The organism is Granulicella aggregans (assembly GCF_014203275.1).
Classification (GTDB): Bacteria; Acidobacteriota; Terriglobia; order Terriglobales; family Acidobacteriaceae; genus Edaphobacter.
In genome coordinates this window covers 114,991-138,884 of the sequence record NZ_JACHIP010000001.1, presented here as the reverse complement: position 1 = coordinate 138,884, position 23,894 = coordinate 114,991, and the positions used below count along the sequence as shown (strand labels likewise).

Genomic DNA, 23,894 nt, shown 5'->3' with positions numbered 1-23,894 from the left:
ACAAATTCTTACCGCATACAATAAAGCTCTTGCTATTCTTGCGAACATGAAAACACTTCGGCGGCTTGTTGCCATGGCTCTTCTTGCGCTGCTAAGTTTCGCCTCGCCACGGCCAGCTCAGGCCTATGGCCTTGCAACGCATTTGCTGATCGTGGATCTGTTGTGGGATCAAACAATTTCCAAATTGCTCATGGACGCATTTCCGAACACTACTGGGAAGGAATTAGGGGAGGCACGGCGTTACGCCTACAGTGGAGCCGTACTGCAGGATGCCGGCTACTACTATTACAGAGGTAGCGCGAAGGCTGTTGAGGAGGTAGAGCACTTTTCCGACATGACGCATTATGCGCGTAGTGGCGACTTTGTGACGAATCTTTTTGCGACTGCGACGGATGTGGATGAGCTTGCGTTTGCCCTTGGTGCCCTCACCCATTACATGGGTGATATCGAAGGCCACTCGCTTGCAACGAACCTGAGTGTCCCGCTGTCGTTCGCGAATCACTTCCCCGGTTACCACATAGTAACCTATGAGCAGCTGCCCGCCGATCACTTGCAAGTGGAGTTCGGATTCGACGTGAACGCTGCGAAGTTGATGCGTCTTCGCCCACCATCGCAGTTCAAAGGCCAGAAGCCGGATCTGTCACTTCAGCAACTAACTTACGCGTACTATCTCACCTACGGAATGCACAGGGATCTCACCTGGACAAGGGACGGGTTCAGCTCACGAGCTTTCTATGCCAGCTCCCATTTTATTTTGCCCACGGGAACCTACCTTCGAGCTCGGGCAAACAGAGACAGCCCCACTCAGGAGCCAGATGCGGTAGGACTTCAAGCACGAATACACAGGGTAGTCGTCGCCGAGCAATGGAAGCAAAGTAAGCCCTACGGGTGGATGCCGCGCCCGCTGGCAAGGCTGCTTCTCTTACTTTCGGCGAAGTCAAAAGCGATGCCTCCTAGTTCTACGACGCAGGAGTATTATGCGAAGTCGCTGATGGTGACCTTAAAGAAGCTTGAAGTGATGATTGCAGCAATCGACCCACACGCAGCCGTTTTTCAGCCCTTGTGGCCTGCGGATCCAGCAACTGGCATTGCGGGCGCTCTGCCGAACATGAACCTGGACACCGGTACTGCCGAGACTCCCGGAACATACGATCTAAGTGATAGGATTCACCAGAAGTGGCTAGCAGATTTGGCCGAAACACAGAAGAGTTTTCCCGCTTGGCCGGTGCCTCCTTCCGCTCAAACGACTTTGAAGAACTATTTCACTCTAAGGTCTTCTAATTGGAACGCAAATGAAGTTACAGAAGAGCTTGCACTCATCAAGTTGCTGCCTGCATTGTCGAATACCACGCCCTGTCCAAATTCAGATCCCATATATAAGCAGGCTTTCGGTTGGCATATGGTTGACCCCGCGTCATACTCACGTCCAAAAGAGCTGCGTCAGCCTATTTGCCCCTACCACCCTTGATCAAAGGCACGTTCGCCTACGAAAGGCGAGGCACTGCAACATCAGCGGTGGGTGCGGCGGAATTAGGTAATGATGTTGCGATGGATGCCCGACTGTTTGTTGAGCTATACCTCAACGATACGTAACAGCTTCCTCGAAATCCCGTATCGTGTGATCTTCAGAGCTATGTGGCGGGCTTTCTCCAGCGCTAATTGACGCCTATGACAAGGTTACTCCGAGCGGCGTTGACCACGTCGTCTGTAATGACCTTGAGCTCATTTACTTGGAGAACGCGCTCGATCTGCAGGAACAGTCTTCGCAAAAGGCGGAAGTTTCCTCCTGTGATCCTGGCGATGCTCGCGATGGCCTGAGCGTCTGTGAAGTCGGCTCCATCGAGCTGCAGACCGAGCCGTTGCCAGTGCCGTGTGAGCACAAACGACAGTTCGTCTCCAAGCAGTGGCCGGTAGTGGTGGGCGAAGCCTACCCTACTGAAGAGTTGCGGGTAGCGAGACATACGCTTTTCTATGCCTGGCATGCCGATCAGGATCAAGCCAATATCGTTACGGTCGAAGAGGTCACGCAGATAGTCCAGGGCGATCGTGTTGAGGCGTTCCGCCTCGTCGAGGATGACCAACTCCACGTACTCCCAGGGCAGAGCGCGCATCGTCTTGCCCGTATGCTGATCGATGCAGACATTGATGCGGCCTACCAGCTCGTCGAGCTGATGCCGAAGCGTACCGAAATTAGCTCCAACATCCGGTGTATAGAAGAGGACGCGTGACTTCGCGAGCGTTGCGTAGACCTTCTTGTCCGTTTCTTCGCGAGGTCCCCAGCGGGTAAGGAGCGGCTCCACGGTCTGCCAGTGAGCGTACCGTCTAGCCGACTGAGTTTTGCCCACGCCTGCCGGGCCGTAACAGAGACCAATGTAGCGATCTTTGCGAACGGCGTTTGCAAATTCCAAGAACCGTCGGTGCTCTTTGGTGACGATGAAGGGCTCCGCACGGCGGGGCACTTTAGTTGTTCTCATAGGTCCTCCCGGTAGGTGCGCAATTTCGCCTTTTTGGGTTCGGTGGCGGCGGGCCGTGAGACAGGTATTACTGCCGCTTCGGTTTGCGGGACGAGGAACTCTGCGACCGGCGTAACACGTTCCCTGATCTGCCCACGAAGCGTGCGGCGATGCGCTGAGCGCGCCGCCTCGATGTCTTTCAACGTGATGACCTGACCACAGTGCTCGGGACTGACAGCGCGGCAGAGGAAGCGGTTCCGGTGAAACACGCGGATTTCGGCAACATCGCGTGGATCGTATCGGATCGTGACGGCCTCTTTGACGTACGCCGCCAGGGTAGGGTCCATGTACCGGATTCCTTGAAAGTGGATGCCGTCCCGATGCACAGTGCGGGCTTTCGCGACTGAGATCAGCAGCAAGTCCAGAGCTTCAAGGCTGTTCGGCATGCGAGGCAGCCAGCCGTCGCCAGCCCAGGCGACTTGCGGCGCAAGCCGGATCTCGCGATGCGTCCGGGAATTGTAATTACCGATAAGGAAGATTCCGAGGGTGCGATCCAGTTCTGCCAGGGACAGCCTGGGTTCAGTTGCCGGCTTGCCGTGCATGAGGTAGCCGGGTAACTCTGGCAGCAGTTCAGTGTTGAGGGTTCCAAACAGACGCTCGATCTTTCCACGTCCTTGAGGACGGGCGATTGTTGAGTAGACCAATTCGAAATGCAGGTCCACAGCGACCTGCTCAAGGGGCTTGCTTGTAAAGTCGCTACCGTGGTCGACGTAGAGCGCGTCCGGAATACCGCACACAGCCCAGGACGGCTCAGCCTTTCTCCAGATCGCTTGGCGGAGCGCAAGCGATGTCTGAAAAGCCGATGGAGCATCTACGAAGACCGAGTATCCGGCCAGAGCACGAGAGTGGTCGTCAATGACCGTGGTCAGCCAAGGTCTTACCGGTTTGCCGCTTGCGTCTCTAATGAGCAGGTCAAGCTGCGTGTGATCAGCTTGCCAGACGGCGTTTGGACGAACGGCACGATGGCGATGCACCAGTTCATACTTGTCGCGGAAGCGGGCAGGACCTTCATGAGCTAGCGTCGTCAAGGCCGGATTGACCCGAGAGATGATGGCGTACACGGTGCTGTACGAAGGAGTAGGCCATTCCCGCTCTTTGCAAAGTGTGAGAACACGCCGATAGACAGCTGCTGCAGAGGGTCGCGGTTTCTTGAGGAACAGTCCTTCGATCAACCCCACCGCTTCTATCGGCAGCTTACGGCGTCCGCGGTCCCCACGGGTCCGCCGCACGAGGCCTGTCAAACCATCGGCGCGATATTGGGCTAGCCACCGCTCAACAGTTCGCAAACCGACGCCCGCTGCCTGCGCCGCTCTCGGAAGTGGAACACCCCGCTCTGTGTGGAAGCGGAGTACGCGGAAGCGAGTCATCGCTTGCTCACGCTGGGCGTCGGTGAGTTCGGCTAAAGTAGGCGATTTATCTTCCAAGCGCATCGCGACACCCTTGGACTACACTCGGAAACGTGTCCGTAAGACGATCCCTCAACGGACGTTGTGCGGAGGATCACCGGATCGCGGAAATACAGCAAAGCTTGTCTCATTAACCTGGTACGGTGATATTCTCACGCGAGGCCCCCCAAACGTGCCACTTTCTATGCCCAAGACCCTGATCGGCTACGCGCGATGCTCCACAGACAAACAGGATCTCTCTGCACAGCGGGAAGCACTCACTGAACTGGGCGTCGCTGCGGAACGGATTTATGTCGATCACGGACTGACCGGAACGAACCGGGCCCGACCAGGGCTGAACCAGGCACTCGCCGCTGTCCGCAAAGGCGACACGCTGGTCGTCCCGAAGCTGGATCGGCTCGCCCGCTCCGTTCCAGACGCACGTTCAATTGCAGATGAGTTGGCAGAACGGGGCGTGACCTTAGCGCTGGGCCAAAGCCGCTACGACCCGGCCGACCCCATGGGCAAGATGTTCTTCAACATCTTGGCTACGTTCGCGGAGTTCGAAGCTGACTTAATTCGGCTCCGCACCCGGGAAGGCATGAAGATCGCTCGCGCAAAAGGCAGACTCCGGGGCAAACAGCCCAAGCTGTCAGACAAGCAGCAGAAGGAGCTGGGGCGCATGCATGGAACAGGCCAATATACAATTAGCGATCTGGCGGAGTTGTTCTCCATCTCCCGTCCGACCGTCTACCGCACATTGTTGCGGAACATCGGCTGAACGCAGCAGAAGATCACTGTTGGTCAACATCAGATCAGCTGGTCATCAGTTGTAGAAGCAGGAGGGTCTTCGACCCTCAGGAGTCGCGATCCCAGCAAAAGCGTCCAAATAGGCAAGGTGACAACACCGAGAAGCGAGCCGATAGCGAGAACGAGATGCAGTATGCGATTGATCTCGGTCTGCTGAAGCGTTTCGTCATCCACGGGGACGGCAGGTACCCTCAACATGTTTGGGTAAACAAAGACTGCTAGTCCTGGAAAAACGGTTCCGACTAACACCAAGCCCAGTCCAACCACGATTCCAAAATACCTTAGCCAGCGTGGAAGCAATCTGGATAAGCGCACATTTACAACGATGAGCCAGGCACCAAACACCCCTTGGGGAAGCATGTAAAACATGTCGTTTACGATCTTGCCGACTGAAAGCAACAAGAGAACAGCAACAAGAGAGATCGCAGCAATACCCCAAGTGATCGTGCCCCTACTAAGGCTGGGAGCATTTTGAAGCGACAGTGTTTGTAATCCAAATGCAAGAGGTATCCACAAGATGAACTGAAGAACGACTCCAACATCGTGAGCTCTGAACAGGAGATAGACTCGACCTGAAGGAATCCAGGTCGTCCGACTCGTCACGGCAGCCATGAGTAAGGCGAAGGCAATGAGACCGACGACCCCACTCGCAATTGCCAGCCATCCTCTCGTTCGCCATGGAAACGCCACACCAGTGAAAGCTGTTTTGCTCATGCACTACCATATCCTTCATTGTTTCTGATTGACTGTTCTTCCACTTCTGGCATCTAGACGCGAATCGAGTAAGTCGATACATCCGTAGGGCACGGTAGCGCCGAAGCCACATCAGCGCTTGAGGGAAACCTCCATGCGCCACGCGGCTTGAGCACCTCCTGCAACGTGGCGATACGGTGCACCCTACTTCAGGCTTCTTCAGCTAAGCGATACTGCCGGTTCGCGGAGTTTGCCAATGTCGTCCGCAAAGAGCGCTACATCGGTCTCTGCTATGGCTAACTGACGCCGATTACGAGTGTACTGCGGGCTGCGTTGACCACGTCGTCGGTGATGACGGTCAGTTCGTTGACTTGGAGAACGCGCTCGATTGCAGGAATAGCCTGCGTAGAAGGCGAAAGTTTCCTCCTGTAATCCTTGCAATGCTCGCGACCGCCTGTGTGTCCGTGAAGTCTGCCCCATCAAGCTGCAGGCGGAGCTTTTGCCAATGTTTGGAAGGCCCTTAGCCCGGTTCGCTTGAGTGCTCGGGGAGTGCTCTGGCGATGTAGCGTAAACCGAGGACATACTCGGCTGAATCGCAAATTAGCAATTTTTATCGTGACCGTAGTTGGTTTGATGAGCCAATCCCGGTTTATACGCTTGACGTTTGACGGGATATGTACGGCCCCCGATTGGAATAAATCTAGAGCTTTTTCTTATTCGCACAGTTCTCAGGACGCGGTTTCATTCGCCGCTATACTACCGTGAAGTCAACTCTGCAGAAACAAGGCGGTTCCATGGCGTCCATTTCACGAGTGTTCACAGCAGCTGTTCTCAGTTTCGCATTGGTTCCTATCTCCCACGCACAAGTGCCTGCCGATGATGCGGCCCTTCAGAAGGGACTACAAGTCATTGCAGATGACTTCATGCTTGCGTGGCAAAAGCAGGACAAGACAGCCCTGTCGTCATTTCTTGCGCCAGAGTTCATCTTTGCAGGTCCCGGTGGCTACCGCTCGCGGGCCGTTACGCTCAACGGCTTGGGACACTGCGAACTGGGCACGTACACTCTGAAAGACTTTGAAATGCGTCGCACCTCGGCAGAGTCTGCGGTACTTCTTTATAAGATTCACCGCGACCTCACGTGCGGCGGAGAAAAAGAACTCGCGAACACGATCAATGCCGATGCCTTCCTCCGTCGCGATGGGAAGTGGCTCATGGTGATGACTACAGAGATTGTTGTGGACAAGCCATAGCCAGAAAAGTGCCGCTTCACCCGTCAGGATCTGTCATACAAGGACCTGAGCGCGGCGGTAGGTATAGAGACATGAAGCGCCTACCGGGCTGAAACAGCAGCGGCGCTCTACTTCTACGGCGCTGCGATATACGTGGCTTGCCGCGCGATCAGCATCCAGGCCCTTTCCTGGTTGCGCTGCCAGACATCGGTGTAGCGCCGAATCTTCGGCTTGCCCGCATCCGGACCAACGGCTTCCGTCAACTCCTCATGCCCCATCAGGATCACCACACCCCCAAATACGGAGCTCGATTCAATTATGTCCTTGAAGGCGCTGTACTTTATGTTGCCCTGCCCCAAAAGCTTCAGGACGGTGGTCCGATCCATGATCGTATTACCCGGACTGTTGACCTTCATCTGAGGAGACCAGATTTTTTCAAGTGCTGCTGGATCCTTTGCGCGCATGGCGGGGCCGATCCCTGCTCGGACGGCCATGACCTCCCGGACTGGATCGCTCTGTGCTGTAAGAGGCAGCGAAGTCGTGGCAAGAATTACAAAAGCTATCAACATTCGCATGGCATCACTCCGTTAGATGACGCTACCTTCCCATCTCCCGCACTCTGCAACAACGGTATCTTACTGATCCATATTATCTTTGGGTGTAAAGAGACTTATAGCAGTAGCCGGAGCGGAGCTCACAATTGTTGAGAACAGGCCCAGTCACTCGTTGAGGCGAGATCCGAGTTCGACTCGTACCGCAACTCAGCGGAGTCCCAGGACACCCGTGGGCCGCCAAATAGCGCTGAAGAACAACCGCCACCAATCATTGAAGGTCACACCCGTATCGGAAAGGTGAGAATCTCCTTTATGATACGACGAATGGCGCGGGTCAAAGAGCTTACTGTTACAAAAAGGAGCGTGAATCGGACGAAGCCGACGAAGGCTCCGAAACCTGCTCGATCCGCGCAGCCGACCAAAGCCTTGAAATCGGTTCGGCCCGCCAAGGGGCAGTGCGTGGGGTACATCCGCGTAAGCACACTCGATCAACGCGAGGATCGGCAGCTCGAAGGCGTGAGGGTGGACCGCCGTTTCGTGGATCACGTTTCAGGAAAAGACGTAAAGCGTCCTCAGCTGACGGCGATGCTTTCGTTCGTCCGTGAGGGAGACACAGTGGTGTGTCACTCGATGGATCGACTCGGCCGCAACCTGGACGATCTTCGCAAGCTGGTGTTTGGCCTGACCGAGCGCGGCATACGCGTCGAGTTCCGGAAGGAAAATCTCATCTTTACCGGCGAGGACTCGCCGATGGCGAATCTGCTTCTGAGCGTGATGGGAGCCATTGCAGAGTTCGAGAGGCAGTTGATCCGTGAACGCCAGCGAGAGGGAATTGAGCTGGCGAAGAAACGGGGTGTGTACAAGGGCAGGCCGAGAACGTTGGGTGCGGAGATAGTCGCCTCGCTCGTGCAGAGGTTGGAGCTCGGAGAAAAACCCTCAACACTTGCGCGAGAGTTTGGGATTTCACGGATGACTCTGCACCGCTACCGAACGAAGGTGAGCGGCGAAGAAGCCAAGATCGAAGAAAAAAAACGGAGGTGATCAGTGAAAATCTGGCGCTATATGGACCTAGCTAAATTCACCCACATGCTTGCGACCCAATCACTGTACTTCGCCTGCACGACCCAGATGACAGACCCCTATGAAGGCTGGTTGCCGCGCAGCCATATCGCAGCGATGGATGGGATAAACGCTTCCTATATCAATCAGTTGAGAAATACCTGCGACACGATACTGGCTCAACCGAATTTTCGAGGTGATCCGGCTACACTCGACGCCATCGTTGAAGATGCTCGGCAAAAGCTGGATTTCACGAAGGTCAATCAGGAAGTGAACCGAAAGTTTGGCCTGAATTGCTGGCATATAAACGAGAGCGAGTCGGAAGCCATGTGGCGGCTCTACGCAACTACGGGCAGTGGAATTGCTATCGAGTCCACTAAAGATAGGCTGAGAGGCTTGTTGACCGCAGACGGCATCATTGTGGATCGGGTTCGGTACATGGATTTTGAAAAAGACGAGATCGAGAAAGGCCATCGCCATTACGGTCTTTTCATCAAGCGAAATTCATTCGCTCACGAGCAGGAATTGCGGGCAACAATCCTGTTGCCAACACCGGGCATCGGGACATCGGTTCCCTGCGATATGAACGCTCTGATCGTGAACATTCACATTGCTCCCCAGGCTCCCCTTTTTTATACCGACACCGTTAAATACATCGTCGACCGTGCGGGCCTGGGCATCACAGCTCCTGTCATCCGATCCACACTTTTAGATGATCCCTCAATATAATCGGGGCGACGCGTAGAGATGGGTTGAATTATGAGCGGTGCGAATTCGAGAGCTGACCGTCTTCGTGAGATTGGCAAAGCGGTTCATCAGGCAGCGACGGCAGACGTAGGGGCCACGCTCAATAGCGGTGTTGCCGAGTTCATCAAATTCCCTTTTTCCTGCTCTCCCGGAAAGCTCATAGATTCCGCTGGCAGCGTCTCAGATCACTTTGCTTGCGTGGTTCATGCAGCAAGAAGCGGGGTTGCTACCGGTGAAAACATACCGGCAGATAACGCTTGCGCGGTCATCGATCTGATTGAAGACCTGGATTTGAACGAGCTGCGATCCGCACATGCCCGTTGCCTTGCGGTGAAGCGGCTTCAGAGAGCCGAGCTGCCAAAAGACGACAAGACGCCTATTGCTCAGATGACAATGACCGTTATCTATGCTCGCCGCGCGGGCGTGTCTATCGACGTTCTTGCTGATGAATTCCGGTGTTTGAACGAGGGTCTAGAGCATTCGGATTGGATCGAGATGGTGGCCGTATCGGCTATTGCGGTCATTTCGTATGCCTGCCAATTCGCGGGACGGTCAGAGTTGGGCGGCATGTTTTCGCCTGCCAAAGGCGCAAAAGACAGTTACTCACCGGCCTGTTACACCATTCCGACGATGATGCCCAGCAAGGATGGAACATTCAACAAGATCATCTCGTTCATCTCGGCCTATACCGTTTTCTACTATCCCGGTGTGCGGGTCGACGGATGGCAAGAGCTGATGAACGGTGTTTGTCAGACGGCGATCACCCTTCCTGGTTATCAGTACAACATCAGCGGCGATATTCGACCTGTCCCTCCTGAACACTACGTGGGGCGGTTGATGTTGCCCCGGCCATACCTGGTGGAATCAGCAAAACCCAAGGAGCTGCTTGCCACGCTCAATTACCTACCGTGGCAGGATGGCGGCGTTATTCTCCTCAAAGGAAAACTGCCCCTCGAAGGGCTGATGATCTTCCTTGGCAAAGACGCCTTGAAAAAAGGCGGAACGATCCGAAGCGGCCCACAGTCGCAGGAGTCCTATGTTTTGCCAATCACGCCTGCCGATTTTGCTTTGATGATGACGCGGCTACGCAACCAATCCAACATGATCGTTCGGCGGGAAGAGTCTAAATTCGTCATGGAAAAGATGGCTGACGAAGGCACCAGAACACCATTCATGGCGCGTATTTTCATGGGCCTCTTGCAGCTACGGGATACTGCATTCCGCGATCTCAAAGAGCGCCAGCAGTTCGACGCGCTTCTTGATCAGGCACTCACCCCGCTCATGGCCGCGCGTACGGCAGCTAAAGAGATTGAAGAATCGTGGCGAAGCCACTCTGAAGCTGTAGCGTCAGGAGCGGCGGTTAAGGTCAAAGACGGGACCGTTGAAGTGGTAGGGGATTTCTATCGAGGTTTTCGCCGCGAAGTGAACGCGTTTCTTTATGACGCCGCCAAAGCCTTGAAGGAGGGAGGCCAGAAAGTCGGCACCAGTGCCGGTAAAGATATCGGATTCATGTTTCAGAAAGAGAATCCCTATCAAAAAGGCCTTGCAGCCATGCGCGCTACCGATCCAGTGCTTGCGGCTTACATGGAGGCGACCCGCAATCATTGGTCACAGCGTTTGATAAAGGCCCGCAACGATCTAGACCACAATGGCTGGACATTGCCGCGTGTTGGTTACGAACCTTTGGACGGCCAGCGCGTGGTGGCCCATCAACCCCTGATCGATGGGCAGCCAACGATTGAATTCGTTACCCATATGCTTGATCGTGTCAGTTGTTTTGTCGAAGAATTCTTCGCCTACTGCTTCCGAACCCGCTTCCCCAAAGAGATAGACCTTACGGAAATTGCACTCTCAGAGCGGCCCGCCCAGGCGCCGGAACGGTTTAGGATCACGCTCAAAACTGGTGGTTTGCCTTCCTGGGAACTAGTCTACCCAACTCGAAAATTTGAAGATCTCTAGGCCTATCAATGCGATTCATCGGTTGGCAGAGATGTTTATCTGTGGTCCTCCAGGCTTTTTGGTCTGACGATCCTGTCGATTGTCGAGATGGACACCCCGAACGACTTCGCAAGATCGACCTTGGTTCCTTCCGGCCCGCCCACAAAGCTTTGATCTGGCGAATTTGCGGCGGCGACAGCTTGTGCTTACTTTGCTCTCAGTCTGTTGATCTCGTTGCCATTGCGCGTTCTGGCCGTATGTTGCGGGCGGGACAAGTAGCAGAGTAGCGATGGCGATAGAACTGGGCCGGAAGAGCGGTACATGCAACCTCTCTTTCATGTTTGACGATGCGATGGTTAGAAGCCAATGCCGAAATCGTGCTGCTGTCGGACAGGCTGTGCAAGTTCAGGCGCCGCAATTTCTTTCGAAGCAGAGAAAGCGTGCTGCGGCTGGTTGGTGTACAAAGCGAGATCCGTTTTCGGAGAAACGCACTGGAAAGTCTGTTGCGAAAGGCCATCGCCTGTTGCGATCACGCGTTCCGCGCGGAGGTTCTTCAGGCCATCGACGGCGTAGCCGTAGTCGATGTTCCGGGACTTCTCTGAAGAAACCTCTGCGGTCTTGCCGGAATCGAGCTTCACTGTCATGGAGTGGTCCTGACCGATGCGGGTTACGGTGCCGAGGTCACCGGATTGGATGCCGATCTCCTTGTCATAGCTGGTAAAGCGAATGCGCTCACCTTGTGCGATTTCGCGGGTTTCCTCTTGGTAAGTCCGGCTCTCGCGTGTTTGCGTGCGGAGCTGCGCCGGGTTGTAGGAGACTTCTTCACGCGTGGCGTCGAGTTGAACCGAAAGGACGTTGCCGCGCGGCTTCGTGGATACGACCGTGGCCTCACTGTCGTGGGGAATGCCATGAAGGCTGGGGCTGCCGGTCTTGTAGTGGATCTTGTCTCCGGGTTCGTAGCTCTCCACGCGCATTTTGCTGCCGGTGTCTTTCTCCACTAGAACCGGGACAGCCTGCGCGTCCCGGCCGAGTTTGCCCTCCGCGTAGAGGTCGGCACGGATGAGCTGCGTCAGCTCGTCGCGTTCCGTGCGATCGGGAGCGACGATCACGCTACGCTCTGGACGGCTGACGTACTCGCTGGCAACGGCGGCGAGCCGTGAGTGGGCATTGTTGTACTCGTGGACCTGGACGACCTTTGGAGCTTTGGGGGGCTGTACGACTTCGGCCTTTTCAACCTTGGTTGTGAAGTCGAGCGCGGCCGTCTTGGTTACATCCGTAGCGAGCCGCGCACCCAACGTTTCAGCGTCGTTCGTGTAAATCCTCGCGTCCTGGGAGGCGCGTGAGATGGCGACATAAGCGAGGCGGTTGTTGATGAGGCTGCGCGAAGAATCGGTGTCGATGTTGGCTATCACGCGGTCTGCCGTGAGTCCCTGGGAGCTGTGCGAGGTGACGGCGTAGCCGTGGTCGAACTGCCGGAACTCTGCAGGGTTGAAGCTGACAGAACGCTTCTCCTTCCCATCATGACTGGGAATTCGATCGGGCGACCGGCGCGGAGATCGACGAACTGCTGGACTGGGGACCACCTCCACGAATGACCGGGAGCTATCTCGATCCATTGCAGACGGAGTCATCGTCTTCGAAAGACAAACGTATAGATAATTGATGCTCAGATCAGAACTCAAGGCCGGTATTGACTATGCTTTTCGCGAGAAGCGGGTTTTGGGATGCCCTCTTGCCCGAATTAAGCTGATTGCCCATGTCAGGGGCAATCGGTGGAAGGCTAAATGGATCGACACTCATCCAGGTCTCGTCGATTACGTCACAACCGCCCAGATCATTGCGCCATGGAGTGAACAGAAGGGCTTCCTCCGAGAAGAAAAGGAGCTCGCAGAGCTACGCGAATACAACTTAGAACACGGATACGATGGCAATTTTCCTATATGCGAGGCCCTTCAACAGGTGTTCGAAAGCGTGCAGGATGAGCTCAGCTACGATCACGGGGTTCTTCGGACGACCTTAGCCCCTCTCAATCGTCTCCGCACACGCAGCGGCCTCTCAGAGTACGCGCTTCGGTCTCCCGCGTTCCAAAGTCGTGATGGCTCTCTGCGACTCCCGCAGGATCAGGCGGAAGAACTCGCGCGCAGCTTCTGCCGGACCGAACCTGCCCCAGTCTTGATCAGTATTGAGACCACAGAGCGCAACTGGTCAGTAGATGTTGCTCGCCCTGGAAATGAGTATCTGGTGCCATTACTCAACCAATACCGTGCTTCGTGGGCGATCATCCGTCAGTGGTGCGGTTCTGATGCGGCGGTGGCGGAGCGAGACAAGAGGATCGAACTTCTTGAGCGGCTCGTATGGGATGCTATCTACTCGCTGCAAAAGGCTGGATCGGAGAGCGAAGCTGCAAGGCTGAGGCGCGCAATCGACCGCCGTTGACCCTTTATGGCCGGGTCGCTCCAGCAGAGCCCATCATCCAATCCTGGGATCCAGCTTCTCGATTGCGGCCTGGTTGTGCTCGGGTGCGAGGTGCGCGTATCGAACAGTCATCGAAATTGTCTTGTGACCCGCGAGTTCCTGAGCAGTTCTCAGATCGACTCCTGCCATGATCAGTCGGCTGATGAATGTGTGTCGCAATGCATGCCAAGTAAGCCTCGATACCTTGGAATCCTCGACCACCCGATCGAACCAAGCACGCGAGTCGTTCAGATCTCGACCGTACTTCGATTGAAAGATCCGTCCCTCATGTGGGCGATCTGCGTGCAGTTCTTCAAACGCCTTCACGCAAGTTTTGTTCATCGGGATCTCACGGCTGCTCCCGTTCTTCGTCTCATCGAGCAGGATGCGCTTGCGCCGGAAGGAGATCTGGTTCCACTCTAAACTGTACTGCTCGCTCTTTCGCATTCCCGTGTTCAGGGCAATATCGAACTCGGGCATATGCCGAGGGCAGCGGATGCTGATGGCTTCCCGGATCTTCGCTTCCTCCTCGGCAGACAGGAAGCGTAGTCGCGCATTCTTCTCTGGCCGCTGCTCTACGAGGCGAGCCGGATTGCCTGAGACCTTGCCATCAGCGAATGCGATCTTGAACGTCTTCCCGAAGACATTCTTGTAGCGGTTCTTCGTCGCCGGGGACCAATCGTGCTTCTTCAGCCAATCGTCGATCTCCGATGGCTTGATCTCATCAGCAACTCGATTTCCGAAGTCTTTCAGGATGATGTTCATCCGAATGCGGAAGTTCTTGACGTCCTTGCGACCGTGTTCGATGTACCACTCAAGAGCATGCTTGCCGATCACCTCAAACTTCACGCCCTTATTTTTCATGTTCGCAGGCATCTTCGCGCCGCGTAAAGCGTCGGCGCGCCGGACCCGGTAGAGGTCGACGGCGTCGCCTTGCCTGCCGACCTTTTCCCGGTGCTCGCGACCATCGACGATGTAGCGAACCCACCAGATACCAGAGCCAGGCACTTTCTCGAATACGCCGCGCTCTTTACGAACCACCCTTCGTCTTGGCATCGATCTATCCTCCTCAAATCGACGATAGCAAAACAGGTACAAACCGGCACCAAAACCGGCACCAGCGCTTTTTGAGCATGAAAAAACCTCTCGGACTGAGAGGCTTTGGTCTTCGCAACCTATTCATTTCGTGGATGTTATCTTGGTGCCGGGAGGGGGGGTCGAACCCCCACGAGGTTGCCCTCGGCGGATTTTGAGTCCGCTGCGTCTGCCTGTTCCGCCATCCCGGCTCGGTCCGACGGGAACGACTCCAGCATCTTCAATCTGAACTGGGCCTGGCCGGTGCAGATTGGCTCGCGTCGGTCGAAAGTCGCGTCCGTAGATGCCAGTATCGCATAGACCAAGACCGATTCGCGACCCTCACGGTCGATGCGGTATACCTGTTAGCGAGCGAGGTGAACCATGCAGTGCAAGCACCTGGGGCAGATGCGGGACGTTAGTGCGAACACAAAGGGATGTGAGGAGTGCTTGAAGATCGGCCAGGAATGGGTCCATCTACGCCTGTGCATGGAGTGCGGGCATGTGGGGTGTTGCGACTCGTCGATAGGGAAGCACGCGACGAAACACTTCCATGGCACCAAGCACGCGATCATGAGGAGCATCGAGCCGGGCGAGACCTGGGGTTGGTGTTTCATAGACGGAGTGATGCTAGACATGCAGTGACCCGCAAGTTTGCGGTTCTACGAATTCAAATACGCAGCATCGCGAGCACGTTATTTTTTGCGGTCTCCGACGAGTTTTGAAAGACCGAGCGCGAGGGTGAGCCCGCCAATCGGCAGGCATCCCATAGCAAGCATGAGGGCTAGCCACCCCAGGTTGGTGTGAGGGCCTTGTCGGCGGGTGATGCCGCCGAAGGCGACGAAGATGAGCAGCGCCGAGATCGCTCCGGTAAAGAAGAGTGCGGAGCCGGTGCGTAGAAGAGCGCGGGTGTCGTGCTGCATGGCCATTACCGCAACGCCGATTGCATGATGTAGACGATCACGCCGGTGATCGAGACATAGAGCCAGATCGGGAAGGTGTAGCGGGCGAGTTTGCGGTGGGCGGGGAAGCGGCCGGTAAGCGAGAGGAAGAAGGTAATCAGGATCAGTGGCAGCGCGATGATGGAAAGGATGATGTGTGAGGTGAGGAGCTTCCAGTAGAAAGGCCACCAGGGGCTCAGGCGATTGAAGAGGGTTTCACCGTGAAGCGTGAAGTTGGTCAGGTATGAGACTAGAAAGATCGCAGAAAAGAAGAATGCGGAGAACATGGCTGCACGATGCGAGGCGAGCCTGCGGGAGCGGATGAAGATGTAGCCCACGATAAGAGCGACTGTAGCGCAGGCGTTCAAAACGGCGTTCAGGAAGGGAAGCGAACGCAGATGGGTGCCAGTGACATCCGACGGGGCGTGGAAGTAGACCAGGTAGCAGATGAGCGCGCTGGCTAGGGCGCTGGCGACGATGATCGCCGCGATGATGGTGGGGGGAGTGCGGAGAGTATTTGGCTTGGGCAGCGTGGCTTGCATTAGAAGAGCAGTCGTCCTTTGGCGTCGAGGGTCATTGCGGCAAGCAGCAGGGGTAGAAAGATGACCGAGTAGCGAAGCAGTTCGCGTGCGTAGATGCGGGACTCAGTGGAAACGGGGTCGCGCATGATGCGGGCGAAACGGAGGGTGTACCAGAGATAGCCGATGGAGAGGACCGCCGCCGCTGCACCGTAAAAGTACCCAGTCGTGTGAAGGGCGACCGGCCAGAGACTCACTGGAATCATGAGGACTGCATAGAAGAGCGCCTGGACGACGGCCATCTGCGCTGCGAACTTTGCGGGCTCCTGCGTCGCGGTGAGCTTGATGCCTGCTGCGGCGTAGTCTTCGCGGTACATCCAGCCGATGGCCATGAAGTGGGGGAATTGCCAGACGAAGAGGATGGCGAAGAGCGCTACGCCGGGCCATTCAATAAGGCCGCGAGCGGCAGTCCAGCCGATGAGTGGGGGCAGAGCTCCTGGGAATGCACCGATGAAAGTGTTAAGGGTGGTGAAGCGCTTGAGCGGGGTGTAGATGGCAACGTAGCCAACCGCGGTAAGAAGTGTCAGTGTACCGGTGATGGGATTTGTAACCTCGGCCAGATAGAGGGTGCCGAGGAAGACGGCGAGAAAGCCGAGGACAAGACCGTGGGCCAGGCCGATGCGACCGGCAGCCATGGGGCGGTTGGCGGTGCGGCGCATCAGGGTGTCGGTACGGCGTTCGAGCGCCTGGTTGAGGATGCTGCTGCCGAAGGTGACTACCGCGATGCCGGCGAGTGCTTGGAGCGCTCCGGGGTGGAAGGGGCTGATGCCGGAGCGAAGGCTGCCGAGATAGAAGCCGCCAGCGGCCGTGATCACGACCATGAAGGAGACGCGGGGCTTGAGCAGCGTGGCGTAATCGGCGAGCAGAGAGACCTTTCTCTGTTCTGCAAGCTGCTGAATCAAGGGCGTGCCCTCGCGTTCGCGGTCGGCAAGATCGCGTTCGGGCCGGGTTGTCACGGAAGCTGCCACTCCTTCAAGAATAGCGCGTTCTGTTTCGGCGCAGGTCCCGTGCCTTGCCTTTGTGATCGCGCTATTCGGTAATCGACTTAGTGGCGGGTCTCCGTGCTGGCAGGCGCTAAGGCGGAGAGATCGCCTTCGCCGAGCTTGCGGTGGAAGAAGTCGAAGACGAGTCCGTAGAGCGAGTAGGCGAGTTCGGGATCGTAGCGGATGCCTTCATCACGCATGAAGGCGTGTGCGCCATTGACCTCGTGCCAGCTCATGCGGGTGCCGAGTTCGTTGAGACGGGCGAGGACCTTCATGCGGCCTTCCAGGGAGATGTGCGGGTCCTGGCGTCCCCAGATCATCAGTAGTTCGCCCTGGATGTCTTTGGCGCGCTCAAGCGAGTCGTCGTTCATGCCAGCACCGAGCGAACCTTTGTGGATGTCGGTCGCATAGAAGCATGCCGTGGCAAGGACGTCGGGGTTCATCCCGGCGCGGAATGCGAGATGGCCGCCGATGCAGATGCCCATGGAGCCGAGTTTGCCAGTGCAATCTGGGCGGGAGGCCAGGTGGTCAAGCACGGCACGGGCGTCGGTATCGTAGCTGACGAGCTTCTTGGTGGTCTTCAGTTCGTTGCCGCGGTCGGAGCCGGCCTGGTCGTAGGCGAAGACGGTGCCGGGGGCTTCAAACTCGTGGTAGATCTCCGGCATAGCGACAATGTAGCCGTGGCCGGCCAACATGGCGGCTGTGCGACGGATGGGCGCGGTGATCTGGAAGATCTCTGAATAGAAGATGATGCCGGGATAGCGACCGGGCGCTGCGGGGCGGACGATGTGCGTGCGCATGGGGCCGTCGGGGGTATCGAGGGTGACGTACTCGTCGTTGACGATGATCATTTTTAGGGCCTCTCTTTCGCAGAGCGATTGTATATGGCGGAGATTGCGGACTATCCCTTGGGGAGGAAGCGAGACCTGGGGAAGCCGAAGATGCGAATCTGCAGGCAGCGCGAGGCTTCGAGTGAGTAGGTGAAGGCGCGGCGGATGAGGCTGTATTCGGCGGGCCATGAAGCAGGGTGGGTGCGCCAGTCGAAGGCGAGGTCAAGGTGGGAGTTTGGGAAGGCCTGAAGGATCATGGCGGCACGGCCAAGGTGCGCGGAGGAGCTGATGACCTCTGCGGTGTGCCACTGATGGGACCGCATAATCTCTGACGAGTAGAAGATGTTCTGGATCGTATTTTCGGCCTGTCGCTCTTCCGTGATAGACGCTGCTGGGATACCCTGGCTGACGGCGAAGGCGGCCATCACGTGAGCTTCGACGAACCGGTTGTGGGCCGCGCCGCCGGTCATGATGATGGACGAGGCAACGCCGTCCTTGTACTCGCGAACGGCTTCGAGGACACGCTCTCGTTCGTCCGGCGAAGGCGTGCCGTCAGGGTTGGCGGGGTAGCCCAGGACGATGAGGGTGTCGAAGTGGGTGGCGGAGGTGTTGTGACTGGGGATGGTGGCGCGATTGATGGCCACAGCGGCACTCGCGAGGAGCACCAAGGCAAAAAAGATCCAGACTAGTCTCACAAAGTCAGCTTAGCAGGAGCCTGTGCGGGGTTGATGAAGTGTGCTTTGGCGGCTTCAGCGATATTTGTCGAGCTTGTCGAGCTTCGCCTTGAGGGTCGTCAGCGCTCCCTGCAAGGTGAGGTGTCCAGAGTCTGGATGGCATAGCTGCCGGTCTGGACGTCTTTTTGCGCTCCATTCAGGAGGCTGCGGATCTCCGGCCGCAGCGCGTGACCGCCAGAGCTGATAGTCCCTTCGATACGCTTCCGGAATACCTTGTCGGCGTCGTAGCGGCCAACGTCTTCCTCCCAGGCAGGCTTGACATTGGGCAGCACGGGTGCGGCGGAGGTGCCACCGCCGGGGGCAAGGGCGGCACGGGCCATGATTTTCCTGCCGACGTCTTCAACGGGGGGCCGAACCAGTCCGTTCTTTGAACGGCATCACGGTGATCCGCTTCTGCTTCGGAGCAAGTGATGGGACTACGGAGAGGCACAAGACAGCGGCAACGCAGATTCGAAATCGAAACATCTCCATGATTTCTGAATACGGATGCCGTACACGCAGCTTTCAGAAAACAACCATGTATTTGGGTTATTCCTTGCACCATGGTCTTACCCGAGCGTAACCAGATGCTATGAGTGGCGCAAATCTAGTAAAGCTCCCCGAAATGAAGTTTTTCGAGCTCGGCGGGAGTATCGAGCGATTGAAAGGTGGTGGCTGGACCGAGGTCAAGCGGTGGCTGCCACGAGTGGAGAGCCCAGACCACCTTCTTATCGGGAGTGACCTCGAGTAGCTGCAGGCTCCGTTGAGTTGGGGAGGAACTCCATTCGTTCACCCAGTTGTCGATCACTGTATTCCCGTTCGGCAGGCGCCACGCTTGCTGGAGATTGTCGAACTTACATCCAGGTGCTTCTTGCGGAGTGAAGCTCCACGTTACATCGCCACGATGCGTCACTTCTCGAACTCCGACGCTGTCGGTGATGAGGACGTTGCCGTTCGCGAGAGGCGTGACACCCCAAACGTGCGTTCCGGGAAACGACCATACCTCTTCGCCGGACGAGTTGTATTCCACAACCTTGTCGAGGTCCATGTGAGCGACGAGCAAAGTGCCGGCGGAAGTGAGTCGAGCATGACGGAACTGCGGATGGACGTTGACTGGCAGTTTGGTCTTGAGCGGAATCTCTTTTTCAAAGATGCCAGTTCGTTTGTTGACGATTCGTATAAGTGCCGGTGCTCCGTTCTGGATGAATAGAACACGATCATTACCGATCGGCACGGCGGTATGAATTTCGCTGCCTGCGGGCGCGTCATAGCGCCAGACGACTTTCTTCTCCGGTGTGATCTCTTCGACCGCGAACTGATGAGCGAAGAGGATGTTTCCATTCGAAAGCAGGACAGCGTCGCTGATCTCACCCTTGCCTGCTGGGTCGGAGTAGGACCATACGATTTTGCCGCCTCGGATGATGAAGATCCGGCGCTCATGGGATTCCCCGGCGTAGAGGAAGTCGTGGCGGGAGAGATCGTTGTTACCGGGTGTTGACTGGGCGTAGCTGCTGAGCGACAGAGCTATGCCGTAGACGACGATTAGAGCAGATTTCATATGCTGACTCCAGAGGAACGCGCAGCTAGGTTACTTATGAGAAGAGAAACTCCTTCGTGCGAAGTTCCTTGACGGTGTCTCTAAGCTTCGCCGCCTTTTCAAACTCGAACTTCTTCGCCGCTTCGCGCATGTCGGATTCGAGTTTACTGATGTAGACGTCGAGCTCCTGCTGTGTGGAGAAGTCGGGCATGCCTTCGGCTTCGTCGGTGAGGTCGGCGTAGTCGGCTTTCAGGATTCCGGCCAGGCCCATCTCGAGTGGGCGGATGACAGACATCGGGGTGATGCCGTTTTCTTCGTTGTACGCGACCTGCTTTTCGCGGCGGCGGTCGGTCTCGTTGATGGCGCGCTGCATGGAGTCGGTCATCTTGTCGGCGTAGAGGATGGCACGGCCTTCGAGATGGCGGGCGGCACGGCCGATGGTCTGGATCAGAGAACCTTGGGAACGCAGGAAGCCTTCCTTGTCGGCGTCCAGAATGGCGACGAGGGAGACTTCGGGAAGGTCGAGGCCTTCGCGGAGAAGGTTGATGCCGATGAGGACGTCGTACTCGCCCTTACGCAGGTCGCGAAGAAGTTTGATACGTTCGAGCGTTTCGATCTCGGAGTGCATGTATCGGCAACGGACGCCAACCTCGGTGTAGTAGTTGGCTAGGTCTTCGGACATGCGCTTGGTGAGAGTCGTCACCAACACGCGCTGGTCTTTGCTGACGCGGTCGCGAATCTCGGCGAGCAGGTCATCGATTTGCCCCTTGACCGGACGGATCTCTACGGGCGGGTCTACGAGACCCGTCGGGCGGATGATCTGTTCTACGACAACTCCAGCGGCCTTGGTTAGTTCGTATGGGCCAGGCGTAGCGGAGACGTAGACGATCTGGCCGGTGCGGCCTTCAAACTCTTCGAACTTCAAGGGACGGTTATCCATCGCAGAGGGAAGACGGAAGCCGTAGTCGACGAGGTTCTGCTTGCGGCTGCGGTCGCCGTGCCACATGCCGTGAAGTTGCGGGACGGTAACGTGGGACTCGTCGATGAAGAGGAGGAAATCGCGAGGGAAGTAGTCGAGCAACGTCGGTGGCGGTTCGCCGGGAAGACGACCGGAGAAGTGGCGGGAGTAGTTCTCAATGCCGTGGCAGTAGCCGACGGACTTGATCATCTCGAGGTCAAAACGAGTGCGTTGGTGGATGCGCTGAGACTCAACGAGTCGGCCTTCTTTTTCAAGCTGCGCCTCCCACTCAAAAAGCTCGGCGAGGATGGAGTCGGAGGCGGCCTTCTTGCGTTCCGGTTGCACTACATAGTGCGACTTCGGGTAAATCGGCAAGCGGCTGTACTTCTGCTTGACGGTGCCGAAGAGGGGGTCGATCTGCGAGAGGGAATCGATCTCATCGCCGAAGAGCTCGATGCGGTAGGCGTTCTCGTCGTACGTAGGGTAGACCTCAATGATGTCGCCTCTCACTCTGAACGTCCCGCGGCGGAAGTCGACGTCGTTGCGGTCGTAGAGGATCTCGACGAGGCGGCGGGTGATGTCTTCGCGCTTGATCTTCTGGCCCTTCTCTAGCAGCAGCAACATGCCGTAGTAGGCCTCTGGCGAACCGAGACCGTAGATGCAGCTGACGGAGGAGACGATGATAGCGTCGCGGCGTTCGAAGAGCGAGCGTGTGGCAGAAAGGCGTAGCTTGTCGAGCTCCTCATTGATGGTGGCTTCTTTTTCGATGAAGAGGTCGCCGGAGGGAATGTAGGCCTCGGGCTGGTAGTAGTCGTAGTAGGAGACGAAGTACTCGACGGCGTTGTTCGGGAAAAAGGTTTTGAATTCGTGGTAAAGCTGCGCGGCGAGGGTCTTGTTATGTGCAAGAATGAGGGCCGGGCGTTGTAGCTCTTCAATAATCTTGGCCATCGTAAATGTCTTGCCGGAGCCGGTGACGCCCAGGAGCACCTGGTCCTTCTCGCCGGCGTTGATTCCGGAGACGAGTTCGGCGATGGCGCGGGGCTGATCTCCCTGGGGCTTGTACGATGTTGTGAGCTGGAAGTCCATCCTTACAGGATAGAAGAATAAGCGAAGAAATGGGAGATTCTGATGGCTGAGCTTTGGTTGATTCGACACGGTGAAACAGAGTGGAGTTTGAGTGGAGCACACACCAGCCGCACGGATATCTCCTTGACTGACCATGGGCGGGTGCGTGCAGAGGAGTTGAAGGCGTATCTGAAGGGGAAGACGTTCGCCGCTGTCTTCACCAGCCCGATGCAGCGGGCGCGGGAGACGTGCAAAATCGCTGGATATGGGGACGTGGCCGTTGTCGACGAAGGACTGCGCGAGTGGGACTACGGCATCTTCGAGGGAAAGACGACGAAGGAGATTCGCGCCGAGTCAGGGAATCCCGCGTGGTCGGTGTGGATTGACCCGATCACCGACGGCGAAACGGCTGAACACGTGGGTGAACGGGCGGATGGTGTGATCGCGCGATCGCTTGCTGCGGCGGGAGATGGAGGGACGGTGGCTCTGTTCGCTCATGCGCATATTCTGCGGATTCTGGCTGCGCGATGGATCGGGTTGCCGGCTACGGGCGGAAGTCTGCTGGCCCTGGGGACGGGATCGTTGAGCGTGCTCGGATTTGAGCGCGAGACGCATGTAATCAAGAGCTGGAATCGCGAGTTCGAGGAGTAAGAAGCACTGCGAGGACGGGCCTGATGAAAAAGTTTTTGGGAGCGCTGCTTTGCGCGCTGGTGGTGATGACCGGTGCGGAGCGTATTGAGGCGCAGAGCCTGGGCTCCGGTTCAGGCAGCGGAATTGCGTTCTTCCGGGCGGCTCATCTGAAGCGCGGCATCAACCTGAGCATGTGGTACGCCCAGGACTCGGACTACTCAGCCAAACACTTGGCGGAGTACACCACGGCCGACGACTTTCGGCTGGTGAAGTCGCTGGGCTTCGATCACGCCCGGCTCAGCATTAATCCCGAGCCATTGATGGCCGCGGGTAAGCCCGACGCACTGGATACTGAAGCGATTGCGCGGCTCGATAAGACGGTCGCTGACATCACCGCGACGGGACTCATCGTCATCCTCGACATTCACCCTGATATGCCATTCATGGACGCGCTCGGCAAAGGCGATCAGTCTGTCGCCAACCTCATCACGTTCTGGAAGACCTTCGCATCGCACTACGCCAGCACCGATCCGAACAAGGTCTACTTTGAGGTGCTGAACGAGCCGCACTTCGACGATGTCTACCGATGGGCCGGTATCCAGGCGAGCCTAATTCCGACAATTCGGGATATCGCGCCGAGACACACCATCATCGCAACCGGAGCGAAGTGGGGTGGCGTCGAGGGGCTGAAGCTGCTGGAGCCCGTCCGCGACGACAACGTGATCTACAGCTTCCATGACTACGATCCGATGACCTTCACGCACCAGGGCGCGACCTGGGCGGGCGAGTCTCTCAAGCCGCTGCGCAAGGTGCCTTATCCTTCCACTGAAGAGAACGTTTCGCCCTTGCTGGGTCTCGAATCGACGGAGCAGGGCAAGAAGGACCTTGCCTGGTACGGCAAGCAGCACTGGGACGCAAAGAAGGTCGACGAAGAGATTGCGACCATGGCGGACTGGGGAACAAAGCACCATGTCCCAGTCTGGTGTGGCGAGTTTGGCGTGTACCGCACTTACTCCGATCCGGCGGCGCGGGACGCGTGGTTGCACGATATGCGGGTTGCGTTCGAGGCCCACCACATCGGCTGGTCCATGTGGGACTACCAGGGTGGCTTTGCGATCGTGACCAAGGCTGATGGAAAGACTACAGTCGACAAGGGTGTCGCAGAGGCGCTGGGACTGCACGGCCAGTGAGCTATCGGATAGG

Annotated in this window: 24 protein-coding genes and 1 tRNA gene; 10 read left to right on the top strand and 15 right to left on the bottom strand. The window is 57.0% G+C overall.

Annotation, left to right across the window (positions count from 1 at the left end; all coding sequences use genetic code 11):
* The first annotated feature begins 46 nt into the window (after window positions 1-46).
* The gene (locus tag HDF16_RS00620) at window positions 47-1,468 is read left to right on the top strand and encodes a zinc dependent phospholipase C family protein (protein ID WP_184213159.1); all 1,422 of its coding nucleotides are present in this window, start codon (window positions 47-49) and stop codon (window positions 1,466-1,468) included.
* A gap of 187 nt (window positions 1,469-1,655) precedes the next feature.
* On the opposite strand, the gene HDF16_RS00615 is transcribed toward HDF16_RS00620, so the two are convergent.
* On the bottom strand, window positions 1,656-2,474 hold the full coding sequence (locus HDF16_RS00615; RefSeq protein ID WP_184213157.1) for an AAA family ATPase: 819 nt from the start codon (window positions 2,472-2,474) through the stop codon (window positions 1,656-1,658).
* The gene (locus HDF16_RS00610) at window positions 2,471-3,943 is read right to left on the bottom strand and encodes a Mu transposase C-terminal domain-containing protein (RefSeq protein ID WP_184213155.1); all 1,473 of its coding nucleotides are present in this window, start codon (window positions 3,941-3,943) and stop codon (window positions 2,471-2,473) included. Before HDF16_RS00610 ends, HDF16_RS00615 begins: the two co-directional genes overlap by 4 nt.
* Before the next feature lie 160 nt (window positions 3,944-4,103).
* On the opposite strand from HDF16_RS00610, the gene HDF16_RS00605 reads away from it, so the two are divergent.
* Complete coding sequence (locus HDF16_RS00605) at window positions 4,104-4,679, top strand: recombinase family protein (RefSeq protein WP_184213152.1); 576 nt, start codon at window positions 4,104-4,106, stop codon at window positions 4,677-4,679.
* Window positions 4,680-4,708: 29 nt separating this feature from the next.
* Here HDF16_RS00605 and HDF16_RS00600 read toward each other — a convergent pair whose 3' ends face one another.
* Window positions 4,709-5,422 carry a hypothetical protein gene (locus HDF16_RS00600; protein ID WP_184213150.1) on the bottom strand — a complete coding sequence of 238 codons (714 nt, stop codon included), beginning with the start codon at window positions 5,420-5,422 and terminating at the stop codon, window positions 4,709-4,711.
* Window positions 5,423-6,195: 773 nt separating this feature from the next.
* Here HDF16_RS00600 and HDF16_RS00595 point away from each other — a divergent pair.
* Window positions 6,196-6,651, top strand: coding sequence for a nuclear transport factor 2 family protein (locus HDF16_RS00595; protein ID WP_184213148.1), 456 nt, complete (start codon window positions 6,196-6,198; stop codon window positions 6,649-6,651).
* A 113-nt stretch (window positions 6,652-6,764) separates the two neighbouring features.
* On the opposite strand, the gene HDF16_RS00590 is transcribed toward HDF16_RS00595, so the two are convergent.
* Complete coding sequence (locus tag HDF16_RS00590; protein WP_184213146.1) at window positions 6,765-7,205, bottom strand: nuclear transport factor 2 family protein; 441 nt, start codon at window positions 7,203-7,205, stop codon at window positions 6,765-6,767.
* Between the two features lie 303 nt (window positions 7,206-7,508).
* On the opposite strand from HDF16_RS00590, the gene HDF16_RS00585 reads away from it, so the two are divergent.
* The 3 genes from HDF16_RS00585 to HDF16_RS00575 are packed head-to-tail and all read left to right on the top strand — an operon-like array spanning window position 7,509 to window position 10,949.
* A complete protein-coding gene (locus HDF16_RS00585) occupies window positions 7,509-8,225 on the top strand; it encodes a recombinase family protein (RefSeq protein WP_184213144.1) in 717 nt (238 codons plus the stop codon).
* A 3-nt stretch (window positions 8,226-8,228) separates the two neighbouring features.
* Window positions 8,229-8,972 carry a DUF2971 domain-containing protein gene (locus HDF16_RS00580; RefSeq protein ID WP_184213142.1) on the top strand — a complete coding sequence of 248 codons (744 nt, stop codon included), beginning with the start codon at window positions 8,229-8,231 and terminating at the stop codon, window positions 8,970-8,972.
* 30 nt (window positions 8,973-9,002) lie between these two features.
* Complete coding sequence (locus HDF16_RS00575; RefSeq protein ID WP_184213140.1) at window positions 9,003-10,949, top strand: hypothetical protein; 1,947 nt, start codon at window positions 9,003-9,005, stop codon at window positions 10,947-10,949.
* A 335-nt stretch (window positions 10,950-11,284) separates the two neighbouring features.
* On the opposite strand, the gene HDF16_RS00570 is transcribed toward HDF16_RS00575, so the two are convergent.
* The gene (locus HDF16_RS00570) at window positions 11,285-12,559 is read right to left on the bottom strand and encodes an ATP-binding domain-containing protein (RefSeq protein ID WP_184214078.1); all 1,275 of its coding nucleotides are present in this window, start codon (window positions 12,557-12,559) and stop codon (window positions 11,285-11,287) included.
* Between the two features lie 31 nt (window positions 12,560-12,590).
* On the opposite strand from HDF16_RS00570, the gene HDF16_RS00565 reads away from it, so the two are divergent.
* Window positions 12,591-13,364, top strand: coding sequence for a hypothetical protein (locus HDF16_RS00565; RefSeq protein WP_184213138.1), 774 nt, complete (start codon window positions 12,591-12,593; stop codon window positions 13,362-13,364).
* A 33-nt stretch (window positions 13,365-13,397) separates the two neighbouring features.
* On the opposite strand, the gene HDF16_RS00560 is transcribed toward HDF16_RS00565, so the two are convergent.
* Window positions 13,398-14,438 carry a tyrosine-type recombinase/integrase gene (locus HDF16_RS00560; protein WP_184213136.1) on the bottom strand — a complete coding sequence of 347 codons (1,041 nt, stop codon included), beginning with the start codon at window positions 14,436-14,438 and terminating at the stop codon, window positions 13,398-13,400.
* 143 nt (window positions 14,439-14,581) lie between these two features.
* Window positions 14,582-14,668: transfer RNA gene (locus HDF16_RS00555), tRNA-Leu, on the bottom strand.
* Between the two features lie 172 nt (window positions 14,669-14,840).
* Here HDF16_RS00555 and HDF16_RS00550 point away from each other — a divergent pair.
* Entirely contained in the window at window positions 14,841-15,101 is a 261-nt protein-coding gene (locus HDF16_RS00550) for a UBP-type zinc finger domain-containing protein (RefSeq protein WP_184213134.1), read from the top strand.
* 50 nt (window positions 15,102-15,151) lie between these two features.
* Here HDF16_RS00550 and HDF16_RS00545 read toward each other — a convergent pair whose 3' ends face one another.
* The 8 genes from HDF16_RS00545 to uvrB all read right to left on the bottom strand — a co-directional run bounded on the left by HDF16_RS00545 (window position 15,152) and on the right by uvrB (window position 22,082).
* The gene (locus HDF16_RS00545) at window positions 15,152-15,385 is read right to left on the bottom strand and encodes a hypothetical protein (RefSeq protein WP_246408543.1); all 234 of its coding nucleotides are present in this window, start codon (window positions 15,383-15,385) and stop codon (window positions 15,152-15,154) included.
* On the bottom strand, window positions 15,385-15,939 hold the full coding sequence (locus HDF16_RS00540; protein ID WP_184213132.1) for a DUF420 domain-containing protein: 555 nt from the start codon (window positions 15,937-15,939) through the stop codon (window positions 15,385-15,387). The genes HDF16_RS00545 and HDF16_RS00540 overlap by 1 nt, the downstream gene beginning before the upstream one ends.
* Window positions 15,939-16,931 (bottom strand): heme o synthase, encoded by a 993-nt coding sequence (gene cyoE, locus HDF16_RS00535; RefSeq protein ID WP_348641194.1) that lies wholly within the window; start codon window positions 16,929-16,931, stop codon window positions 15,939-15,941. The genes HDF16_RS00540 and cyoE overlap by 1 nt, the downstream gene beginning before the upstream one ends.
* Window positions 16,932-17,020: 89 nt before the next feature.
* Window positions 17,021-17,809, bottom strand: coding sequence for a dienelactone hydrolase family protein (locus tag HDF16_RS00530; RefSeq protein ID WP_184213130.1), 789 nt, complete (start codon window positions 17,807-17,809; stop codon window positions 17,021-17,023).
* 50 nt (window positions 17,810-17,859) lie between these two features.
* Entirely contained in the window at window positions 17,860-18,453 is a 594-nt protein-coding gene (locus tag HDF16_RS00525) for a YdcF family protein (RefSeq protein ID WP_348641245.1), read from the bottom strand.
* Window positions 18,454-18,581: 128 nt separating this feature from the next.
* Window positions 18,582-18,842, bottom strand: a complete 261-nt coding sequence (locus tag HDF16_RS00520) for a hypothetical protein (protein ID WP_184213126.1) — start codon at window positions 18,840-18,842, stop codon at window positions 18,582-18,584.
* A gap of 266 nt (window positions 18,843-19,108) precedes the next feature.
* On the bottom strand, window positions 19,109-20,059 hold the full coding sequence (locus HDF16_RS00515) for a PQQ-like beta-propeller repeat protein (RefSeq protein ID WP_184213124.1): 951 nt from the start codon (window positions 20,057-20,059) through the stop codon (window positions 19,109-19,111).
* Window positions 20,060-20,093: 34 nt separating this feature from the next.
* Window positions 20,094-22,082, bottom strand: coding sequence for an excinuclease ABC subunit UvrB (gene uvrB, locus HDF16_RS00510; protein WP_184213122.1), 1,989 nt, complete (start codon window positions 22,080-22,082; stop codon window positions 20,094-20,096).
* A gap of 42 nt (window positions 22,083-22,124) precedes the next feature.
* Here uvrB and HDF16_RS00505 point away from each other — a divergent pair, with 42 nt between their 5' ends.
* Together HDF16_RS00505 and HDF16_RS00500 are read left to right on the top strand one after the other, a co-directional pair.
* Complete coding sequence (locus tag HDF16_RS00505; protein WP_184213120.1) at window positions 22,125-22,712, top strand: histidine phosphatase family protein; 588 nt, start codon at window positions 22,125-22,127, stop codon at window positions 22,710-22,712.
* Window positions 22,713-22,735: 23 nt separating this feature from the next.
* Window positions 22,736-23,881: a glycoside hydrolase family 5 protein gene (locus HDF16_RS00500; RefSeq protein WP_184213118.1), complete on the top strand. Its 1,146-nt coding sequence runs from the start codon at window positions 22,736-22,738 to the stop codon at window positions 23,879-23,881.
* Window positions 23,882-23,894: the final 13 nt, after the last annotated feature.